Source organism: Rhodococcus sp. 14-2470-1b, from assembly GCF_002259415.1.
Taxonomy (GTDB): domain Bacteria; phylum Actinomycetota; class Actinomycetes; order Mycobacteriales; family Mycobacteriaceae; genus Rhodococcoides.
Genome location: NZ_NPFY01000035.1, coordinates 39,565 through 58,244, shown reverse-complemented (window position 1 = coordinate 58,244; position 18,680 = coordinate 39,565). Strand labels below are relative to the sequence as shown.

The following is an 18,680-nucleotide window of genomic DNA, read 5'->3' as shown; positions in this document are numbered from 1 at the left end:
CGCCGAAGGGTGCGATTCAGACGTCGACGGTGACCTTCCCGTCCACCACCGCCGCCGGGTATGTCCTGACGGAATCGATGCCGCTGGGGCACACACCCGTGTCGAGCGAGAACGTGTACTGGTGCAGCGGGCACATCACCACCGAGCCGTCGATCTGGCCGTCGGCGAGCGGGCCTCCCTTGTGCGGACAGACGGCGTCCATCGCGCGTACGGTGCCGTCACCGAGCAAGAAGACGGCAACCTGCTTGCCGTCGACCACGTAGGCGCGGCCTTCCCCGGGTGTCAGGTCCTCCACGGCACCGACGGGGATGCTCATCGGACCGGGACCCGAGGCAGCGGAAGCAGGGGGAGCGACGGTGCGAACTGTGCAGGCGACTTCTGCTCGACCCGGTCCTGCCACGGGTCGCGGTAACCGTCGACGGACGTCTGCATTCGTTGCTCCAATCCCGCGACGATCCCGTCGGCGTCCTCGATCAAGATCTGCTGGAGTGCTTCCAGGCCGATACGGGGAACCCAGGCGTAGGTCCGCTCGAGCCACTGGGCGGTCTCCCGATAGTGCTGGATGAAGATTGCCGCGACACGGATCACTTCATCCGCGCCGACCACGGTGGCGAGCAGATCGCCCTTCCTGATGTGCGCTCCCGCCGCTCCTCCCACGTAGATCTCCCACTTGTCCTCGCCGACGGATACGACACCGAGGTCCTTGCACAGCGCTTCGGAGCAGTTGCGGGGGCAGCCGGCGACGGCGAGTTTCAGCTTCGCCGGGGTCTCCAGCCCCTGGAACCGGTCTTCGAGCGCGATGCCGAGCGCGGTCGAATCGCCGAGACCGAACCGGCAGAAGTCGCTGCCCACGCAGGTTTTGACAGTTCGCATGCTCTTGCCGTAGGCGAAACCGGACGGCATGTCGAGATCGCCCCATACCTTGGGGAGGTCTTCCTTCTTGATGCCGAGCAGATCGATGCGTTGTCCGCCGGTGACCTTGACGAGCGGCACCCGGTACTTGTCCGCGACATCGGCGATCTTGCGCAGTTGGTCCGGGGTGGTGACGCCGCCTTTCATCTGTGGAACCACCGAGAACGTGCCGTCGCGTTGGATGTTGGCGTGGACGCGGTCGTTGATGAACAGTGCTCCGCGCTCGTCCACCCAGTCCGGTCCCCACACGGTGCGGAGCAAGGACGCCAACGGCATCTTCGACGGCACGTCCTCGCGGCCGCCGGTCGCCAGCTCGGTGAACACCTGCGACACCGACCTCAGATCACGCTCGCGGATCACGTCGATGAGGGCGGGCTTGGACAACGGAATGCACGGGACGTACCAGTCCGCAGCCGGGTCGGCTTCGACGGCGCCGCCGGCGGCACAGGCCAGGATGTCGGCGACCAACCCCTTGCACGATCCGCATCCTTTGCCGGCGCGCGTCGCGGCTGTGACGTCGCCCATCGACTTGGCGCCTGCGTGGACACAGGCAACGATCGCGCCCTTCGTCACCCCGTTGCAGTTGCACACCTGAACGTCGTCGGCCAGTTCGGCGGCCCCGGTTGCCGCGGTAGGGGTGCCCATGTCGAAGAGCATGCTGATTCGCTCGTCGGGCAGCGGTACCTTCTCGTCGAATGCCTGCGTCAAGAAGTTCGCTTTGCTGATGTCGCCCAGAAGTGTTGCGCCGATCAGCTTTCCGTCGCGTACGACGACGCTCTTGTAGGTGCCGCTTCTGGGCTCGTAGAACTGGACGAACTCGTCGTCCTCACGTTCGGGTCCCTTCACGCCCATTGCGGCGACGTCCACGCCTGCGACCTTGAGCTTGGTCGTCAGCCTCGAACCGTGGTATGCGGCAGCGGGATCCGTGCCCGTCAGGTGCTCGGCAAGTACCACGGCCTGCTCCCACAGCGGTGCGACGAGGCCGTACACCTCGCCTCGGTGCTGGCAGCATTCACCGACCGCGAAGATCGATCCTTCGTCCTCGCAGCGCAATTGGTCGTCGACCACGATTCCGCGTTCGATGACGAGGCCGCCCCCTCGTGCGAACTCGACATTCGGGCGGATTCCCGCGGTGACGACGATCATGTCCGCCGGCAGCGACGTGCCGTCGCCGAAACCGACACCGGCCACTGCACCGGTCTCGGTGCGCAGAACGGAGGTCGTGCGTTTGGACGTGTGCACTCCCACACCCAGCGATTCGATCTTGTTGCGCAGCAGCTTGCCGCCGCGTTCGTCGAGCTGCTGGTTCATGAGATGGCCGGGGGAGTGCACGACGTCCACATCGAGGCCCTGCGTGCGAAGACCGTACGCTGCCTCGAGACCCAGCAGGCCACCGCCGATGACCACTGCGCGTAGGTCGTCCTGCGATGCCGCCATCTGCAACATCCCGTTCGTGTCCTCGATGGTCCGAAACCCGAACACGCCGCGGGCAAGTCGGCCGTCGGGTTCACGGAGTCCGTCCATGTTGGGGAAGAAGGTGTTGCTTCCCGTCGCAATGATCAAGATGTCGTAGGGCACGTCGCGACCGCTTTCGCATCGCACCGATTTCGCGAACCGATCGAGGGACACTGCTCGGTCGCCCGCGTACAGAGTCACTCCGTTCTCCCGGTACCAACTCATCGGGTTCAGGAGGAGATCCTCGTCGTCGACGCCGGTCTCGCCAGCGAGCACGTGCGAGAGCATGATGCGGTTGTAGTTGCCGTACGGTTCGTCGCCGATCATCGTGACGTCGAACCGATCGGCGCTCCGTTTCAGGATCTCCTCGACCGTTCTGGCGCCTGCCATTCCGTTGCCGACCACGAGCAGGCGGGTCCTGCCCGTTTCGGTTCCCGGCATCAGATCAACACCAGACCGAAGTCGACGACGACTTCGCCCGTCGTTCCCTCGGGGGCCGCGACGACCAGTTCCAGCACGGAGTCCGGATCGACGTCCTCGACCACGCGCAACGGGATGTTGACGCCACTCCTGGCTCCCATGGGGAACAGACGCATCGGCTGGCCGTCCCGGAGCAACGAGACCACGACGAGTTCGTCGCTGGAGTTTCCGCCCCTGAAGTACAGCGGCTGCGCGATCGATCCCGACGGTACGACGAAGGTGGTGGTCGGGTCGACGTTCTCCGGCTTGTCGAGTCCGTGTCCGGTGAACGGGAAGACGCCCTGCAGGAACCGCGGTGTGCTTGCCATGGCACGACTGTCGCGCCGAACGGTGACGTGATGGATGCGTCCGGGTTACGTCGGGGTCATGAATTGCTCACATGGACGGCAACCCGGATGTCAGGGCTGGTGATCCGGGGCGGATCCAGGGCGGATTCAGGGCGATGGCGGCAGGAGTGACCCGGTTACAGCCCGAAGTTGCCCGGCCCTCGTCGACGCAGGTAGCGCTCGAACTCGGCGGCGATGGCGTCCCCGTCGATCTTGGAGATCGCCTCGGAGATGTCGACCTCGGCGTCTCCTCGCTCCTCCAGGGTGCGCACGTATTCGCTGATTTCCTCGTCTTCCTTCGTCATGTCGGTGACGGCCTCCTCCCATTCCTCGGCCTGAGTGGGTAGTTCACCGAGCGGGACCTCGATGTCGAGAACGTCTTCGACACGCTGAAGCAACGCAACGGTCGCCTTCGGGTTCGGCGGTTGCGAGACGTAGTGGGGCACTGCAGCCCAGAACGAGACGGCCGGAACACCTGCTTTGACACACTCGTCCTGCAACACGCCGGTGATACCCGTCGGACCCTCGTAGCGCGTCTGCTCCAGGTTGAAGCGTTCCGCCGCTTCGACGCTGTACGCGCTTCCCGTCACCGGAACAGGGCGGGTGTGCGGGGTGTCCGCGAGCAGGGCACCCAGGATCACGACGGTGTCGACACCGAGCTGGTCGACGAACTCCAGCAGATCGTCGCAGAAGCTTCTCCACCGCATGTTCGGTTCGATACCACGAAGCAACACCACATCCCTGGCGCTTCCAGGCGGAGAGCACACCGACAACCTCGTCGACGGCCACTGAATTTCCCGGGTCACACCGTCTACTTGCCGAATGGTCGGCCTGTTGACCTGATAGTCGTAGTAGTCCTCCGAGTCGAGCTCGGCGAGAGGCGTCGCATCCCAGATCAACTCCAGATGTTCGACGGCTCCGCTCGCGGCGTCGCCTGCGTCGTTCCACCCCTCGAACGCGGCGACGAGAATCGGGTCGCGGAGGGTGGGGAGTGGAAGATCCTCGTCGTCGACGAGTTCGGAGGCCGTCGGCACCGGTGTTGCGTTCGACACAGCCGAGGACACCGCTTCCAGTAGCGCTTCGGCCGCACTGTCCGGATTGTCGTGTTCTGTATCGTCGTTGTCGGCGGGTTGGTTGCCGTCGAGGTTTCGGGGACTCACCACGACAGCCTACGACCAGGCTGCGCCGTGATGGGCACAGCCACGCGCCCATTACTCTGTAGGGATGCCTGCGCTACATAGAACCAGCCTGCTCGATGCGATTCGGAGTCGTGTTGTCATCGGCGACGGGGCAATGGGCACGATGCTGCAGGATGCGAACCTGACGCTCGACGATTTCCTCGGACTCGAGGGCTGCAACGAAATCCTGAACGACACGCGCCCGGACGTTCTACGGGAGATCCACCGCGCATACTTCGATGCCGGTGCGGACGCGGTCGAGACCAACACGTTCGGTTGCAACCTCCCCAACCTCGCCGACTACGAGATCTCGGATCGAATCCGTGAGCTGGCCGAGAAGGGAACGCGCCTCGCCCGCGAAACGGCCGACGAGATGGGACCGGGCCGCGACGGGATGGATCGGTTCGTCCTGGGATCGATGGGTCCTGGAACGAAGCTTCCGACGTTGGGGCATGCGCCGTTCGCCGTGTTGAGGGACGCGTACGTCGAGGCAGCGCTGGGCATGATCGACGGCGGCGCCGACGCCATCCTGGTCGAGACGTGCCAGGACCTGCTTCAGGTGAAAGCTGCGATCATCGGCAGCCAGCACGCGATGGACAAGCTCGGCGTGCGTATCCCGATCATCACGCACGTGACCGTCGAGACGACCGGCGCGATGCTCCTCGGTAGCGAGATCGGTGCTGCATTGACGGCGCTCGAACCACTGGGGATCGACATGATCGGTCTGAACTGCGCGACGGGTCCTGCCGAGATGAGCGAGCACCTGCGTCACCTGTCGAAGCATTCGACACTCCCGGTGTCGGTCATGCCGAATGCCGGCTTGCCGACGCTCGGTCCTCGCGGAGCCGAATACCCGTTGACGGCGCCGGAACTCGCCGACGCGCTCGGGGGTTTCGTGTCGGAGTACGGCCTGTCGCTCGTCGGTGGGTGCTGCGGAACCACGCCGGAGCACATCCGTCAGGTCGCGGACCTCGTGCACGGTGTCGCGAAGGCCGACCGGGCGCCTGCACCCGAGCCCGGTGTGGCATCGCTCTACTCGGCTGTGCCGTTCGAGCAGGATGCCAGCATCCTGATGATCGGCGAGCGGACGAACTCCAACGGGTCCAAGGCATTTCGCGATGCGATGATCGCCGAGGACTACGAGAAGTGCCTCGACATCGCCAAGGATCAGACGCGCGACGGTGCACACATGCTCGATCTCAACGTCGACTACGTCGGACGCGACGGCGCGGCCGACATGTCCGCGCTCGCATCACGACTGGCGACGGCGTCGACACTTCCGATCATGCTGGACTCCACCGAACCTGCAGTTCTGGAGGCAGGCCTCGAACACCTCGGCGGCCGTAGCGCCGTCAACTCCGTCAACTACGAGGACGGCGACGGACCGGATTCGCGCTTCCAGAAGATCATGAAGCTGGTCAAGGAGCACGGCGCGGCAGTCGTCGCACTGACGATCGACGAGGAAGGTCAGGCTCGCACGGCCGAGTGGAAGGTGCGCGTCGCCGATCGGTTGATCGAGGACATCACCACCAACTGGGGCCTGTCCCACGAGGACATCATCGTCGACACGTTGACGTTCCCCATCTCCACCGGTCAGGAGGAGGTCCGGCGAGACGGCATCGAGACCATCGAGGCAATTCGACAGCTCAAGGCCAAGTACCCGAAGGTGCACACCACGCTCGGTCTGTCCAACATCTCGTTCGGGCTCAACCCAGCAGCGCGTCAGGTCTTGAACTCGGTGTTCCTGCACGAGTGCACCGAGGCCGGGTTGGACACTGCGATCGTCCATGCGTCGAAGATCCTGCCGATGAACAAGATTCCGGACGAGCAACGCGAAACTGCGCTCGATCTGGTGTACGACCGCAGATCCGAGGGGTACGACCCGCTGCAGAAGCTGATGCAACTCTTCGAGGGCGTCTCGGCTGCGTCCGCGCGCGAGTCCAGGGCCGAGGAGCTGGCGCGTCTGCCTCTGTTCGAGCGACTCGAGCGCCGCATCGTCGACGGTGAGCGAAACGGCCTCGACGCCGATCTCGATGCCGCGATGGAGGAGAAGCCACCGCTCGAGATCATCAACGAGACACTGTTGTCCGGCATGAAGACCGTGGGCGAGTTGTTCGGGTCGGGGCAGATGCAGTTGCCGTTCGTGCTCGCCTCCGCCGAGGTAATGAAAGCCGCCGTGGCGTACCTGGAGCCGCATATGGAGGCCACCGACGACGACGGCAAGGGGCGCATCGTGCTCGGAACCGTCAAGGGCGACGTTCACGACATCGGCAAGAACCTGGTCGACATCATCCTGAGCAACAACGGATACGAGGTCGTCAATCTGGGCATCAAACAACCGATCGCCACTATTCTGGAAGCGGCGATCGACAAGCGCGCCGACGTCATCGGCATGTCCGGGTTACTCGTGAAGTCCACGGTCGTCATGAAGGACAACCTGATCGAGCTCAACAACAAGGGTGTGGCCGAGCAGTTCCCGGTTCTGCTCGGTGGCGCCGCGTTGACGCGGTCCTACGTGGAGAACGATCTTCAGGACGTCTATCAGGGCGATGTCCACTACGCCCGCGACGCGTTCGAGGGTCTGCGGCTGATGGACACCATCATGACGACCAAACGGGGCGGGGGTCCGGCTCCGGACAGTCCGGAGGCGCTCGAAGCCAAGGCGAAGGCCGAGGAACGGAAGGCGCGCCACGAGCGCTCGCGCCGAATCGCGGAGCAGCGCAAAGCAGCCGAGGTCCTCGTCGTCGTTCCGGAACGGTCCGACGTGGCGATCGACGTCGAGACTCCTGTACCGCCGTTCTGGGGCACTCGCATCGTCAAGGGCGTGTCGTTGTCGGAATACTCGGGTCTGCTCGACGAGCGCGCGCTCTTCCTCGGACAGTGGGGCCTGCGCGGCGCTCGTAAGGGTGAGGGCGCGACATACGAGGATCTCGTGGAGTCGGAGGGCAAGCCGCGGCTGCGATACTGGCTGGACCGCCTCAGCACCGACGGCATCCTCGCCCACGCGGCACTCGTGTACGGCTACTTCCCCGCGGTGTCCGAAGGCGACGACGTCATCGTCCTCACCGAGCCGAGTCCTGATGCGCCCGAACGCTTCCGGTTCACGTTCCCGAGGCAGCAACGGGACCGTTTCCTGTGCATCGCGGACTTCGTTCGATCTCGCGACCGTGCCCGCGACACCGGTCAGGTCGACGTGTTGCCGATGAACCTGGTGACGATGGGCCAACCCATCGCGGACTTCGCCAACGAGCTGTTCGCAGCGGATTCCTACCGCGATTACCTCGAGGTGCACGGTATCGGTGTGCAGCTGACCGAGGCACTCGCCGAGTACTGGCATCGCCGCGTCCGCGAGGAGCTGAAACTCACAGGCGGCCGAAGCGTCGCCGAGGACGATCCGGAGGACGCGGAGGGCTTCTTCAAGCTCGAATATCGGGGCGCTCGTTACTCGTTCGGCTACGGCGCATGCCCGGACCTCGAGGATCGCGTCAAGCTCGCGGCACTGCTCGAACCGGAACGTATCGGCGTCAAGCTCTCGGAGGAACTGCAGCTGCATCCCGAGCAATCCACCGACGCATTCGTTCTTCACCACCCGGAGGCCAAGTACTTCAATGTCTGACAACTCTTCTCTGCAGGGCGTCCTGTGGGACATGGACGGCACACTGCTCGACTCGGAGAAGATCTGGGACGTCGCAGTTGCGGAACTGTCCGCGACCCACGGACGCGAGCTCACCCCCGAGGTTCGCGAGAGCACGCTCGGTAATTCCATGCGCGGGGCGCTGACCAAGGTCTTCGTGCACGCCGGGACCGAAGTGACCGAGGAATCGCTCGCCGCCGGACGCGACTGGCTGACCGCCCGCGTGTCCGAACTGTTCGCCGAAGGTATCCCGTGGCGTCCCGGCGCCAAGGATGCGCTGGCGCTCGCCCGCGAGATCGGGCTGGGGACCGCGCTGGTCACCAACACCGAACGCGGACTCGTCGAGAACGCATTGGAGACCATCGGGCGTGAGTACTTCGACTTCACCGTCAGCGGCGACGAGGTCGAGGAAGGCAAGCCGCATCCGGCGCCTTATCTGAAGGGGGCCGCGCTGCTCGGCCTCGACCCGTCGCAGTGCCTCGCAGTCGAGGATTCTCCGACCGGATCGCTGTCGGCTCACCGGGCGGGCTGCTCCGTACTCCTCGTGCCGTCGGAGGTCGCGGTGGCGGCGTCTCCGGGCTACGTCGTGCGCCAATCGCTCGTCGGTCTCACGGCCGACGACCTCCGCTCGGCATGGTGCGATGCACGGCGGCCCGCGTCGTCATGAAAGAATCTTTCACCGTGAAGACCTTCGATTCCCTGTTCGCCGAGCTGACCGACCGCGCTGCCACCCGCCCCGAGGGCTCCGGCACCGTCGCTGCGTTGGATGCGGGCGTGCATGCCCAGGGCAAGAAGATCATCGAAGAAGCAGGTGAGGTCTGGATCGCCGCCGAGCACGAAGGCGACGAAGCGCTCGCCGAGGAGATTTCGCAGCTGCTGTACTGGGTCCAGGTGCTGATGGTGGGTCGGGGCCTGACGCTCGACGATGTCTACCGACATCTGTGAACCGTGTGCACACGTTCACCGTCTGACTTTTCCGATCTAAGGACCTCGCAATGTTGCGTGTAGCAGTTCCCAACAAGGGCGCCCTCTCCGAGTCAGCAGCCGAAATCCTCAAGGAGGCCGGCTATCGTCGCCGCAGCGACTCGAAGGACCTGACCGTCCTCGACAATGCGAACGGCGTCGAATTCTTCTTTCTCCGTCCCAAGGACATCGCGATCTACGTCGGATCGGGTCAACTCGACCTGGGCATCACCGGCCGCGACCTCGCGCTCGATTCCGGAGCGCCGGTGGAAGAATTGCTCGGCCTCGGATTCGGCCGCTCTACCTTTCGGTACGCGGGACCACAGGGAAAGGAGTGGTCCACGGCAGACCTGAACGGTCTGCGTATCGCCACGTCGTACCCGAACCTCGTCAAGGCCGACCTGGCGGCTCGAGGGTTGGAAGCAACGGTCATCCGCCTCGACGGTGCCGTGGAGATCTCGATCCAACTCGGCGTCGCCGACGCCATCGCCGACGTCGTGGAATCCGGCCGCTCCCTTCACCAGAACAATCTCGTGGCATTCGGCGAATCGCTCTGCGATTCCGAGGGCGTGCTCATCGAACGTGAGGGCAGCGATCGATCCGACAAGACACGCAAGCAGCTCATCGCTCGCGTCCAGGGCGTCGTGTTCGCGCAGCAGTATCTGATGCTGGACTACGACTGCCCCAAGGCAATTCTCGACGAGGCCGTCAAGATCACGCCCGGAATCGAGTCCCCGACGCTGTCGCCCATGGCTGACGAGAACTGGATTGCCGTGCGTGCCATGGTCTCTCGCAAGGTTCACAACACCGTCATGGATGATCTTGCCGACCTCGGCGCGAAAGCCATTCTCGCGTCGGACATTCGGTCCTGCAGGGCGTTCTGACCGGTACGGTCAGGAACGGGGACGGACCAGCACGGTCTGGGCGATGCGCCCGACCGGTCCGTGCTCGTCGTGAAGAACGCCGGCGGACATGGCCACCCCGTCCGGACCCACGGAGGTCTCGGCCGCGACACCTACCCACTCTCCCTCCGGGATCCTGAACACGTGCACTGTGAGGTCCGTGTTCAGGAACGTCCACTGGTCGAGGTCCAGTGATGCACCGACCCCGTTGGCGATGTCGGCGATGGAGAACAGACGCTCGAGCGGGGTCATGGTTTCACCGAGGATCAGAGCGGTCTTCGGGCGCGCCCAGACGAGGCCCGGTCCGTCGGCGCCGAAGTTTCCGAGTGCCTGGACCTCGATGTTGTCTAGGTACCCGGACTTCCATCGCCCTCCCCACGAATGCAACGAGGCGTCCGACAACGGCGCCAGCCGCTGGTCCGCCGCATGAGTGACGGCGGCGGTGTCTTCCGTCGTCATCCGCCACGCTGTTCCGCGCGCGACTGCCCGCTCCACCCCGGTTGCGGTGGTTGCCCACAGCTCGGCAGCGACGAGTTCGATGTTCTTACCTGGTCGCTCGACCCAGGACTTCACGACGATGTCCGTGATGGGAACGGGGCCGAGCAGTTCGACCACCACCCGCGTCACCCGAACGTCGGACCGAGCAGCTACGCGCTCGAGAGCTCGCAGCAGAAGAGCCGACGGCGGAGCGCCGTGCTGCATGGTCGGCGCCCAGAGACTCGTCGTCCGCTCGGTACTCGAGAACCGTTCGGTGCCCGGTTCAGTTTCTCCGACCGGCACGAAGAACGCGTCGGGAATCCCGGTCACGACCGGGCCTCCGGCCAGCCCGGATACGCAGGGGGAGTGCCGCCGAATTCAGGACACAGCGCTTGGTGATCGCACCAGCCGCACAGCTTTCCGCGTTTGGGCTGGAAATCGCCCGACTTGCCTGCGGCGACGATGGCTTTCCAGATCGCCGAGAGCATCCGCTCGAACCTGATCAACTCACCCTCGTCCGGGGTATAGGTGAGTGATTGCTTGTCCGCCAGATACATCAGCTTCAGTTGCGCCGGGACGATTCCGCGCAGACGCATGACCACGAGCGCATAGAACTTCATCTGGAACAGCGCCTTCGCCTCGGTGAACTCCCGAGGGGCCTTACCCGTCTTGTAGTCCACGACGCGAACCATTCCGTTGGGCGCGACATCGATTCGGTCGATGAAACCTCGAAGCGGAGTACCGTCCTCCAGGTCGATCTCGACCCGTTGCTCGCAGGACTCCGGATCGAATCGAGTGGGATCTTCCATCTCGTAATACCCGGCGACCAGGTTCCGAGCCTGGTCCAGTAGAGCGCTGCGCTCGTCACCGACGACCGTGTCCGCGACATCAGGAGATTCGGCGCACACACGATCCCACGCGGCGTCGACGAGACCGACAGCTGTCTTCGAATGTCTTCTCTCGCTGGGCATTCCGTAGAGCGCCTCCAGTGCGGCGTGCACCACCGTCCCCTTGACCTGCGCCGTCGTCGATCTCTCCGGTATCCGATCTATCGCACGGAAGCGGTACAACAGCGGGCACTGCTTGTAGTCACCCGCGCGGGACGGTGACAGGGCCGGTGCGCTCCGTCGGGTCGAGCTGGTGGAGCCGGTTCGGACGGGTGGTGCAGGCACATCGGTGATACTCACGCTCTGCAGACTAAGCCCGTGGACCGACAGATTCACGCAAGGCCGTAGTCTTAGGCGGCCGAGTGTCGGCCCGCCGGGCCCACCGGATCTGTTCTGCAATACGAAAGAGGTAGTCTGCTGTGTCTTCCGGGTTTTCGGAGTCTTCGGACGAAAGCGTGTTCGGGACTGCTGGACCGTCGACACAGGCTCCCGAGACTCAGTCGGAGACAGAGGCGCAGTCGGAGACAAGGGCGCAGTCGGAGACAGGGGCGCAGTCGGAGACAGACGACACCCAGGCGCTGTCCACGGGACCGGCGCGCAGCGGTCCGTTCCGCGTCGGCGACCGCGTCCAGCTCACCGACGGCAAGGGCAGGCACTACACCGTCGTTCTCGACGCGGGCAAGGAATTCCACACGCACCGCGGCGGAATCACCCACGACGCACTCATCGGTGCGGACGAGGGAAGCGTCGTCACCTCGGTAAACGGCACCCCGTACCTGGCGCTGCGACCGCTGCTCACCGATTACGTTCTGTCGATGCCGCGCGGCGCGCAGGTGATCTATCCGAAGGACGCTGCGCAGATAGTGCACGAGGGAGACGTGTTTCCCGGTGCGCGAGTGCTCGAGGCTGGGGCCGGTTCCGGTGCGCTGACGTGCTCGCTGCTGCGCGCCGTCGGTGCGGAGGGCAAGGTCATCTCCTACGAGATCCGTCAGGACCACGCCGACTACGCGGTGAAGAACGTCGAGACCTTCTTCGGTGAGCGTCCGCCCAACTGGGAACTGACCGTCGCGGACATCGACCGTTTCGGGGCGGACCACCCCGGGGAGACGGTGGACCGGGTCGTTCTGGACATGCTCGCGCCATGGGATGCGCTCCCTGCCGTCGCCGACGCGCTCGTGCCCGGGGGAGTGCTGATCGTGTACGTCGCGACGGTCACGCAGTTGTCGAAGGTCGTCGAGACCCTCCGCGGGCAGGAATGCTGGACCGAGCCCAGATCATGGGAGTCGATCGTGCGAGGGTGGCACGTCGTCGGCTTGGCGGTGCGCCCCGAACATCGGATGCAGGGGCACACCGCGTTTCTCGTCAGTGCACGCAAACTTGCGGCGGGCACGGTGACTCCGAAGCCTCAGCGTCGCTCCGGCAAGGGCTGACGCGCTAGACGCAGGGCGCCTGTCCCATGGCGAGCAGCGCGCACGCGGATGCGTCGGAGACCTTCCACTTGCCGTCGATCAGAACCCAGGTGTTGGGCGAGGGTGCCGCTGTTCCTCGCGGCGTCGCGATGGCAACGGCCGCGGTGGCAGTTTCGCCCTCCACCGTCGGCTCCGACACGTCGAACGTGATCTCGCCGTAGTTCGCGAGCGCAGCCGTCATCTGTTCCAGGTTCGCGATCCGCTCCTGCCCGTTCTCGATCTCCGCGGCCTTGGTGGCGGCGTCGACATCGGGAGCGACGATGAGGGTCAACGAGTCGGTGAGTTCCGCCGTCGTCGGAGCAGCGGCCGCGGCGCCGGCCGTCGTCGTTGCCGCGTCGGTGGTCGACGCAGCGGCGGATTCCGAACTGGGATCGGCGTGATCGGAATCATCGCTTCCACCGCAGCCGGTGACGAGCAGCGCGGTGGCAGCAGCAGCCGCGAACGCCGAGGTGATGCGCTTGTTCACTGGTGAAGCCCCATTTCGAGATAGCGTCGGACCGGGTCGGTCAGGTGAGGCTAACATGGCCGATTCGCCTGTCCGGGGTGCAACCGATCGGTCACAAGTGCGGGGCGCTCGAACGTGTCCACACGCACATTCGTGAAACTGCCGGTAGCGTTGACTGATCTTCACTGGGAGGAGTCGCTCATGAGCTCAACAGACAATCCGGATTCGGCTGCGGCCCGGGCGGAACTCGAGGAGCTACGTGCCGAGGCGGCGTCGCTGAGGCGTCAGCTCGGTGGGCTCGGAGAATCGCCGGAGCGCGTCCGTGAACTGGAGTCCCGCATCGACTCGCTGTCGCTGCGCAACTCCAAATTGATGGACACGCTCAAGGAAGCTCGTCAGCAGTTGATCGCACTGCGTGAGGAAGTCGACCGGCTGGGTCAACCGCCCAGCGGCTACGGCATTCTCATGGCTGTTCACGAGGACGACACCGTCGACGTCTTCACATCCGGCCGGAAGATGCGCCTTGCGTGCTCACCCAACGTCGAGTCGTCGTCGTTGGCAGCGGGTCAGACGGTACGGCTCAACGAGGCACTCACCATCGTCGAGGCCGGTTCCTTCGAACAGGTCGGCGAGATCAGCACGCTCCGTGAACTTCTCGGAGACGGTTCGCGGGCATTGGTCGTCGGTCATGCCGACGAGGAACGCGTGGTGTGGCTCGCCAAGCCGCTCGTCGACATGGCGAACGACGAGGGCATCGACGACCCCGACGAACCGTCGCGCAAGCTGCGTCCCGGTGACTCGCTGCTCGTCGACACGAAGGCCGGATACGCCTTCGAGCGGGTCCCCAAGGCCGAGGTCGAGGACTTGGTGCTCGAGGAGGTTCCGGACGTCGGCTACGAGGACATCGGTGGTCTCGGTCGCCAGATCGAGCAGATCCGAGACGCCGTCGAGTTGCCGTTTCTGCACAAGGACCTCTTCCGCGAGTACTCGCTCAGGCCTCCGAAAGGCGTTCTGCTGTACGGCCCGCCCGGCTGCGGCAAGACTCTGATCGCCAAGGCCGTCGCCAACTCGCTCGCGAAGAAGATCGCCGAGGCGCGCGGTCAGGATGCCAAGGAAGCCAAGTCGTTCTTTCTCAACATCAAGGGCCCCGAGCTGCTCAACAAGTTCGTCGGCGAGACCGAACGGCACATTCGGTTGATCTTCCAGCGTGCGCGCGAGAAGGCCTCCGAGGGCACGCCGGTGATCGTGTTCTTCGACGAGATGGACTCGATCTTCCGTACGCGTGGTTCCGGTGTGTCCTCGGACGTCGAGACGACGGTCGTCCCGCAGCTTCTCGCCGAGATCGACGGTGTGGAAGGGCTGGAGAACGTCATCGTGATCGGTGCGTCCAACCGCGAGGACATGATCGATCCGGCGATCCTTCGCCCGGGGCGTCTCGATGTCAAGATCAAGATCGAACGTCCGGACGCCGAGTCCGCGCAGGACATCTTCTCCAAGTACCTGACGGACTCGTTGCCGGTCAACGCGGACGATCTTGCCGAGTTCGGCGGCGACCGGACCTCGTGCATCCGCGCGATGATCGAACGCGTCGTGGACCGCATGTACGCCGAGAGCGAGGACAACAGGTTCCTCGAGGTCACCTACGCCAACGGGGACAAGGAAGTTCTGTACTTCAAGGACTTCAACTCGGGTGCAATGATCCAGAACATCGTCGACCGCTCCAAGAAGTACGCGATCAAATCGGTTCTGGAGTCCGGTAATCCGGGTCTGCGGGTTCAACACCTGTTCGACTCCATCGTCGACGAGTTCGCGGAGAACGAGGACCTGCCCAACACGACCAATCCGGACGACTGGGCGCGAATCTCGGGCAAGAAGGGCGAGCGCATCGTCTACATCCGGACGCTGGTCACAGGCAAGAACGCCAGTGCGTCGCGGGCCATCGACACCGAGTCGAACACCGGCCAGTACTTGTAGGGATTCGAGGCGTTCGACGCTGCCCGCGACCGCTGTGGCGGTCGCGGGCAGCGTCGGTTCCAATGGCGGACGGCGCGATCACCTAGGCTCGGGGCCATGGAGCGCATCATCGGTATCGAGGTCGAGTACGGAATCTCGTCCCCGACCGAACCCACGGCCAACCCGATCCTCACCTCGACCCAGGCGGTGCTCGCGTACGCGGCGGCCGCGGGAGTTCCGCGGGCGAAGCGAACTCGGTGGGACTACGAGGTCGAGTCGCCGCTTCGTGATGCGCGCGGATTCGACCTCGGTCGTTTCAGTGGGCCTGCTCCCGTCATCGACGCCGACGAGGTCGGCGCCGCGAACATGATCCTCACCAACGGCGCCCGTCTGTACGTCGACCACGCGCATCCCGAGTACTCGGCACCCGAGGTTCGCGACCCGCTCGACGCGGTGATCTGGGACAAGGCAGGCGAACGCGTGATGGAGGCCGCGGCGCGGCACGCGTCGAGTGTTCCCGGTGCACCGCGCTTGCAGCTGTACAAGAACAACGTGGACGGCAAGGGCGCGTCCTACGGCACCCACGAGAACTACCTCATGTCTCGCGCGACTCCGTTCTCGGCCGTCATCGCCGGGCTGTCGCCGTTCTTCGCCTCCCGCCAGGTCATCACCGGCTCCGGTCGTGTGGGCATCGGCCAGTCCGGTGACGAGTCCGGGTTCCAGTTGTCGCAACGAGCGGACTACATCGAGGTCGAGGTCGGTCTGGAGACGACGCTGAAGCGCGGGATCATCAATACTCGTGACGAGCCGCACGCGGACGCGGACAAGTACCGCAGGCTGCATTGCATCATCGGCGACGCCAACCTCGCGGAGATGGCCACGTACCTCAAAGTGGGTACCACGGCGCTGGTTCTCGACATCATCGAAGCCGGCGTCGATCTGTCCGATCTGCAGCTCGCACGGCCGGTCACCGCGGTTCACCAGATCAGCCACGACCCGACGCTTCGCCAGACAGTCGCACTGACGGACGGACGGGAGCTGACCGCCCTCGCGTTGCAGCGGATCTATCACCAGAGGGTGGCGAAGTTCGTTGCAGGCGAGGGCAAGAACGATCCTCGCGTCGCGGACATCCTGGACAAGTGGGCCATGGTTCTCGACCTCCTCGAACGCGATCCGATGGAGTGCGCGAACCTGCTGGACTGGCCCGCCAAACTGCGCCTGCTCGAAGGGTTCCGTCAGCGCGAAGGCCTCGGGTGGTCGGCGCCGCGACTGCATCTGGTCGACCTCCAGTACTCGGACGTTCGGTTGGACAAGGGGCTGTACAACCGGCTCGTCGCGCGCGGGTCGATGGAACGGCTGGTCACCGAACAGCAGGTGCTCGACGCCGTCTCGACTCCGCCGTCCGACACGCGCGCGTACTTCCGAGGCGAGGTGTTGCGTAAGTTCGGCGCCGATATCGCGGCTGCGAGTTGGGATTCGGTGATCTTCGATCTCGGCGGCGACTCGCTGGTGCGAATTCCGACGTTGGAACCGCTGCGTGGAAGCAAATCTCATGTCGGCGAACTGCTGGAAAGCGTGGACACCGCGGCGGAACTGGTGGACCAACTCACGTCCTGAGTCGATTGCCGTCGCGTCTTGACGCCCCAGGACGCTCTGTGATCGGTAGGGTGAAGGTCCGAGCAGGTACTGCGATGACGTAAGGAGGTCGACGACTATGGCTCAGGAGCAGACACGACGCTCTGGCGGTGGTGACGGCGACGACGAGGTTCCCGGCGAGGCCGGTGGCGGTCAGGAACGACGCGAGAAGTTGGCCGAAGAGACCGACGACCTCCTCGACGAGATCGACGATGTGCTCGAGGAAAACGCAGAGGACTTCGTCCGCGCCTACGTTCAGAAGGGCGGCCAGTGACGGTGGATCGCAGCGCGAACCCCTCGGCGGCCGATTTTCTGCCGGCGTTCGGCTCGCATCACTCCTCGTTCACCGACCATCTGCGTGATCACGCCCCGCATCTCCTCCCCGAGAGCCGGATGCAGTTCTCCGGCGGTCTGGACGAGCGGGGCCTCACGAGCGACCGCGGAGGAAATCCGGTGCACTCGGACTTGGCACCGCACGGCACGACGATCGTGGCGGTGACGTACGCCGGTGGCGTGCTCATCGCCGGTGATCGCCGTGCCACGCAAGGCAATTTGATTGCCAACAGAGACATGCAGAAGGTGTTCGTCACGGATGAGTTCTCGGCCGCCGGCATTGCCGGAACGGCGGGTATCGCCATCGAACTCGTTCGTCTGTTCGCGGTCGAACTCGAGCATTACGAGAAGATCGAGGGCGTGCCGCTGACGTTCAACGGCAAGGCGAACAAGCTGTCGTCGATGGTGCGAAGCAACCTCGGTGCGGCGATGCAGGGTCTGGCCGCGGTGCCGTTGCTCGTCGGTTTCGACGTGGACATTGCCGATCCCGATCGCGCCGGTCGCATCGTGTCCTACGACGTCGTCGGCGGACGTTACGAAGAACGGTCGGGGTATCACGCGGTCGGGTCCGGTTCGCTGTTCGCGAAGTCGGCACTCAAGAAGCTCTACGCCCCCGGGCTGAGCGAGGACGACGCGTTGCGGGCGGCCGTGGAATCGCTGTTCGACGCGGCGGACGACGACTCCGCGACGGGTGGACCAGACGTCACCCGCGGTATCTACCCGACCGCGGTGACCATCACCAGCGTCGGCGCCGACGAAGTGGCCGAGGATCGCATCTCGGCCGCAGCTCGCGCCGTCATCGCCGACCGCACGATCGAAGGGGGGACTGCGTCATGACCATGCCGTACTACGCGTCAGCCGAGCAGATCATGCGCGATCGCTCCGAGCTTGCGCGCAAGGGCATCGCCCGCGGTAGAAGCGTCATCGTGCTCTCCTTCGCGGACGGGGTGCTGTTCGTCGCGGAGAACCGGTCTTCGGCGCTGCACAAGGTGAGTGAGCTCTACGACCGCCTCGGGTTCGCCGCGGTGGGGAAGTACAACGAGTTCGAGAACCTGCGCAAGGCAGGTATTCTCCACGCGGACACCAAGGGCTACACCTACGACCGACGCGACGTGACGGGCCGATCCCTGGCGAAGACGTACGCCCAGGCGCTCGGAACCATCTTCACCGAACAGCTCAAGCCCTACGAGGTGGAGATCTGCGTCGCCGAGGTGTCCCATTCCGACGAACCGGTCGCCAGCCAGCTCTACCGGATCACCTACGACGGATCGATCGTCGACGAGCAGGACTTCGTGGTCATGGGCGGCACGACCGAGCCGATCGTCACCGCCCTCAAGGAGTCCTACCGGACCGGGCTCGACTTGGCGTCGGCTGTGAAGATCTCGGTTGCCGCACTCGAGGCGGGCGCGGCACCGGCCACGTCGCCGGCGGCACAGGGCGGCACGGAGCCGGAGAAGAAGGTGCTCGAGGTCAGCGCACTCGAGGTCGCCGTCCTGGATCAAGGACGGCCCAGGCGCGCGTTCAGGCGCATCGCCGGAGCAGCGTTGCAGGACATGCTTCCTCGGCGCGATGCCGCCGACCCGGAACCCTCGCCCGGGCAGCCGGGAGTGGAGCCTGCGGAATGACCTGGG

At 64.9% G+C, this 18,680-nt stretch carries 17 protein-coding genes; 10 read left to right on the top strand and 7 right to left on the bottom strand.

Translation table 11 applies throughout. The features are described from left to right. Positions 1 to 16: 16 nt before the first annotated feature. The 4 genes from CH293_RS23470 to CH293_RS23455 all read right to left on the bottom strand — a co-directional run bounded on the left by CH293_RS23470 (position 17) and on the right by CH293_RS23455 (position 4,225). A complete protein-coding gene (locus tag CH293_RS23470) occupies positions 17 to 316 on the bottom strand; it encodes a nitrite reductase (NAD(P)H) small subunit (RefSeq protein ID WP_019666284.1) in 300 nt (99 codons plus the stop codon). Beyond that, complete coding sequence (gene nirB / locus CH293_RS23465; protein ID WP_094721642.1) at positions 313 to 2,808, bottom strand: nitrite reductase large subunit NirB; 2,496 nt, start codon at positions 2,806 to 2,808, stop codon at positions 313 to 315. The genes CH293_RS23470 and nirB overlap by 4 nt, the downstream gene beginning before the upstream one ends. After that, entirely contained in the window at positions 2,808 to 3,155 is a 348-nt protein-coding gene (locus CH293_RS23460; protein WP_037113271.1) for a hypothetical protein, read from the bottom strand. The genes nirB and CH293_RS23460 overlap by 1 nt, the downstream gene beginning before the upstream one ends. 155 nt (positions 3,156 to 3,310) lie before the next feature. Continuing rightward, entirely contained in the window at positions 3,311 to 4,225 is a 915-nt protein-coding gene (locus CH293_RS23455; RefSeq protein ID WP_052059562.1) for a PAC2 family protein, read from the bottom strand. Between the two features lie 172 nt (positions 4,226 to 4,397). Between CH293_RS23455 and metH the strand changes: the two genes are divergently transcribed. The 4 genes from metH to hisG are packed head-to-tail and all read left to right on the top strand — an operon-like array spanning position 4,398 to position 9,832. After that, positions 4,398 to 7,967, top strand: a complete 3,570-nt coding sequence (metH, locus tag CH293_RS23450; RefSeq protein WP_094721641.1) for a methionine synthase — start codon at positions 4,398 to 4,400, stop codon at positions 7,965 to 7,967. Then, positions 7,960 to 8,652, top strand: coding sequence for an HAD family phosphatase (locus CH293_RS23445; RefSeq protein WP_094721640.1), 693 nt, complete (start codon positions 7,960 to 7,962; stop codon positions 8,650 to 8,652). Before metH ends, CH293_RS23445 begins: the two co-directional genes overlap by 8 nt. Continuing rightward, positions 8,649 to 8,930, top strand: coding sequence for a phosphoribosyl-ATP diphosphatase (locus tag CH293_RS23440; protein ID WP_094620656.1), 282 nt, complete (start codon positions 8,649 to 8,651; stop codon positions 8,928 to 8,930). Before CH293_RS23445 ends, CH293_RS23440 begins: the two co-directional genes overlap by 4 nt. A gap of 50 nt (positions 8,931 to 8,980) precedes the next feature. After that, positions 8,981 to 9,832 carry an ATP phosphoribosyltransferase gene (gene hisG / locus CH293_RS23435; RefSeq protein WP_094721639.1) on the top strand — a complete coding sequence of 284 codons (852 nt, stop codon included), beginning with the start codon at positions 8,981 to 8,983 and terminating at the stop codon, positions 9,830 to 9,832. Positions 9,833 to 9,841: 9 nt separating this feature from the next. Here hisG and CH293_RS23430 read toward each other — a convergent pair whose 3' ends face one another. Then, entirely contained in the window at positions 9,842 to 10,648 is an 807-nt protein-coding gene (locus CH293_RS23430) for a thioesterase family protein (protein WP_094721737.1), read from the bottom strand. A 5-nt stretch (positions 10,649 to 10,653) separates the two neighbouring features. Beyond that, a complete protein-coding gene (locus CH293_RS23425) occupies positions 10,654 to 11,514 on the bottom strand; it encodes a RecB family exonuclease (RefSeq protein ID WP_094721638.1) in 861 nt (286 codons plus the stop codon). A gap of 278 nt (positions 11,515 to 11,792) precedes the next feature. Here CH293_RS23425 and CH293_RS23420 point away from each other — a divergent pair, with 278 nt between their 5' ends. After that, positions 11,793 to 12,644 (top strand): tRNA (adenine-N1)-methyltransferase, encoded by an 852-nt coding sequence (locus CH293_RS23420; protein WP_176460106.1) that lies wholly within the window; start codon positions 11,793 to 11,795, stop codon positions 12,642 to 12,644. A gap of 4 nt (positions 12,645 to 12,648) precedes the next feature. Here the strand turns inward: CH293_RS23420 and CH293_RS23415 are convergent, their stop codons facing one another. Next, positions 12,649 to 13,149, bottom strand: a complete 501-nt coding sequence (locus tag CH293_RS23415) for a hypothetical protein (protein ID WP_094721636.1) — start codon at positions 13,147 to 13,149, stop codon at positions 12,649 to 12,651. Between the two features lie 180 nt (positions 13,150 to 13,329). Here CH293_RS23415 and arc point away from each other — a divergent pair, with 180 nt between their 5' ends. From arc to prcA, 5 genes are all read left to right on the top strand, one after another. Further along, positions 13,330 to 15,102 (top strand): proteasome ATPase, encoded by a 1,773-nt coding sequence (gene arc, locus CH293_RS23410; RefSeq protein WP_037113444.1) that lies wholly within the window; start codon positions 13,330 to 13,332, stop codon positions 15,100 to 15,102. Positions 15,103 to 15,198: 96 nt separating this feature from the next. Next, positions 15,199 to 16,698 (top strand): depupylase/deamidase Dop, encoded by a 1,500-nt coding sequence (gene dop / locus CH293_RS23405; RefSeq protein ID WP_037113284.1) that lies wholly within the window; start codon positions 15,199 to 15,201, stop codon positions 16,696 to 16,698. Between the two features lie 97 nt (positions 16,699 to 16,795). Then, positions 16,796 to 16,990, top strand: a complete 195-nt coding sequence (locus CH293_RS23400) for a ubiquitin-like protein Pup (protein ID WP_019666269.1) — start codon at positions 16,796 to 16,798, stop codon at positions 16,988 to 16,990. After that, on the top strand, positions 16,987 to 17,886 hold the full coding sequence (gene prcB / locus CH293_RS23395) for a proteasome subunit beta (protein WP_019666268.1): 900 nt from the start codon (positions 16,987 to 16,989) through the stop codon (positions 17,884 to 17,886). The genes CH293_RS23400 and prcB overlap by 4 nt, the downstream gene beginning before the upstream one ends. Beyond that, entirely contained in the window at positions 17,883 to 18,674 is a 792-nt protein-coding gene (gene prcA, locus CH293_RS23390) for a proteasome subunit alpha (RefSeq protein WP_037113286.1), read from the top strand. Before prcB ends, prcA begins: the two co-directional genes overlap by 4 nt. Positions 18,675 to 18,680: the final 6 nt, after the last annotated feature.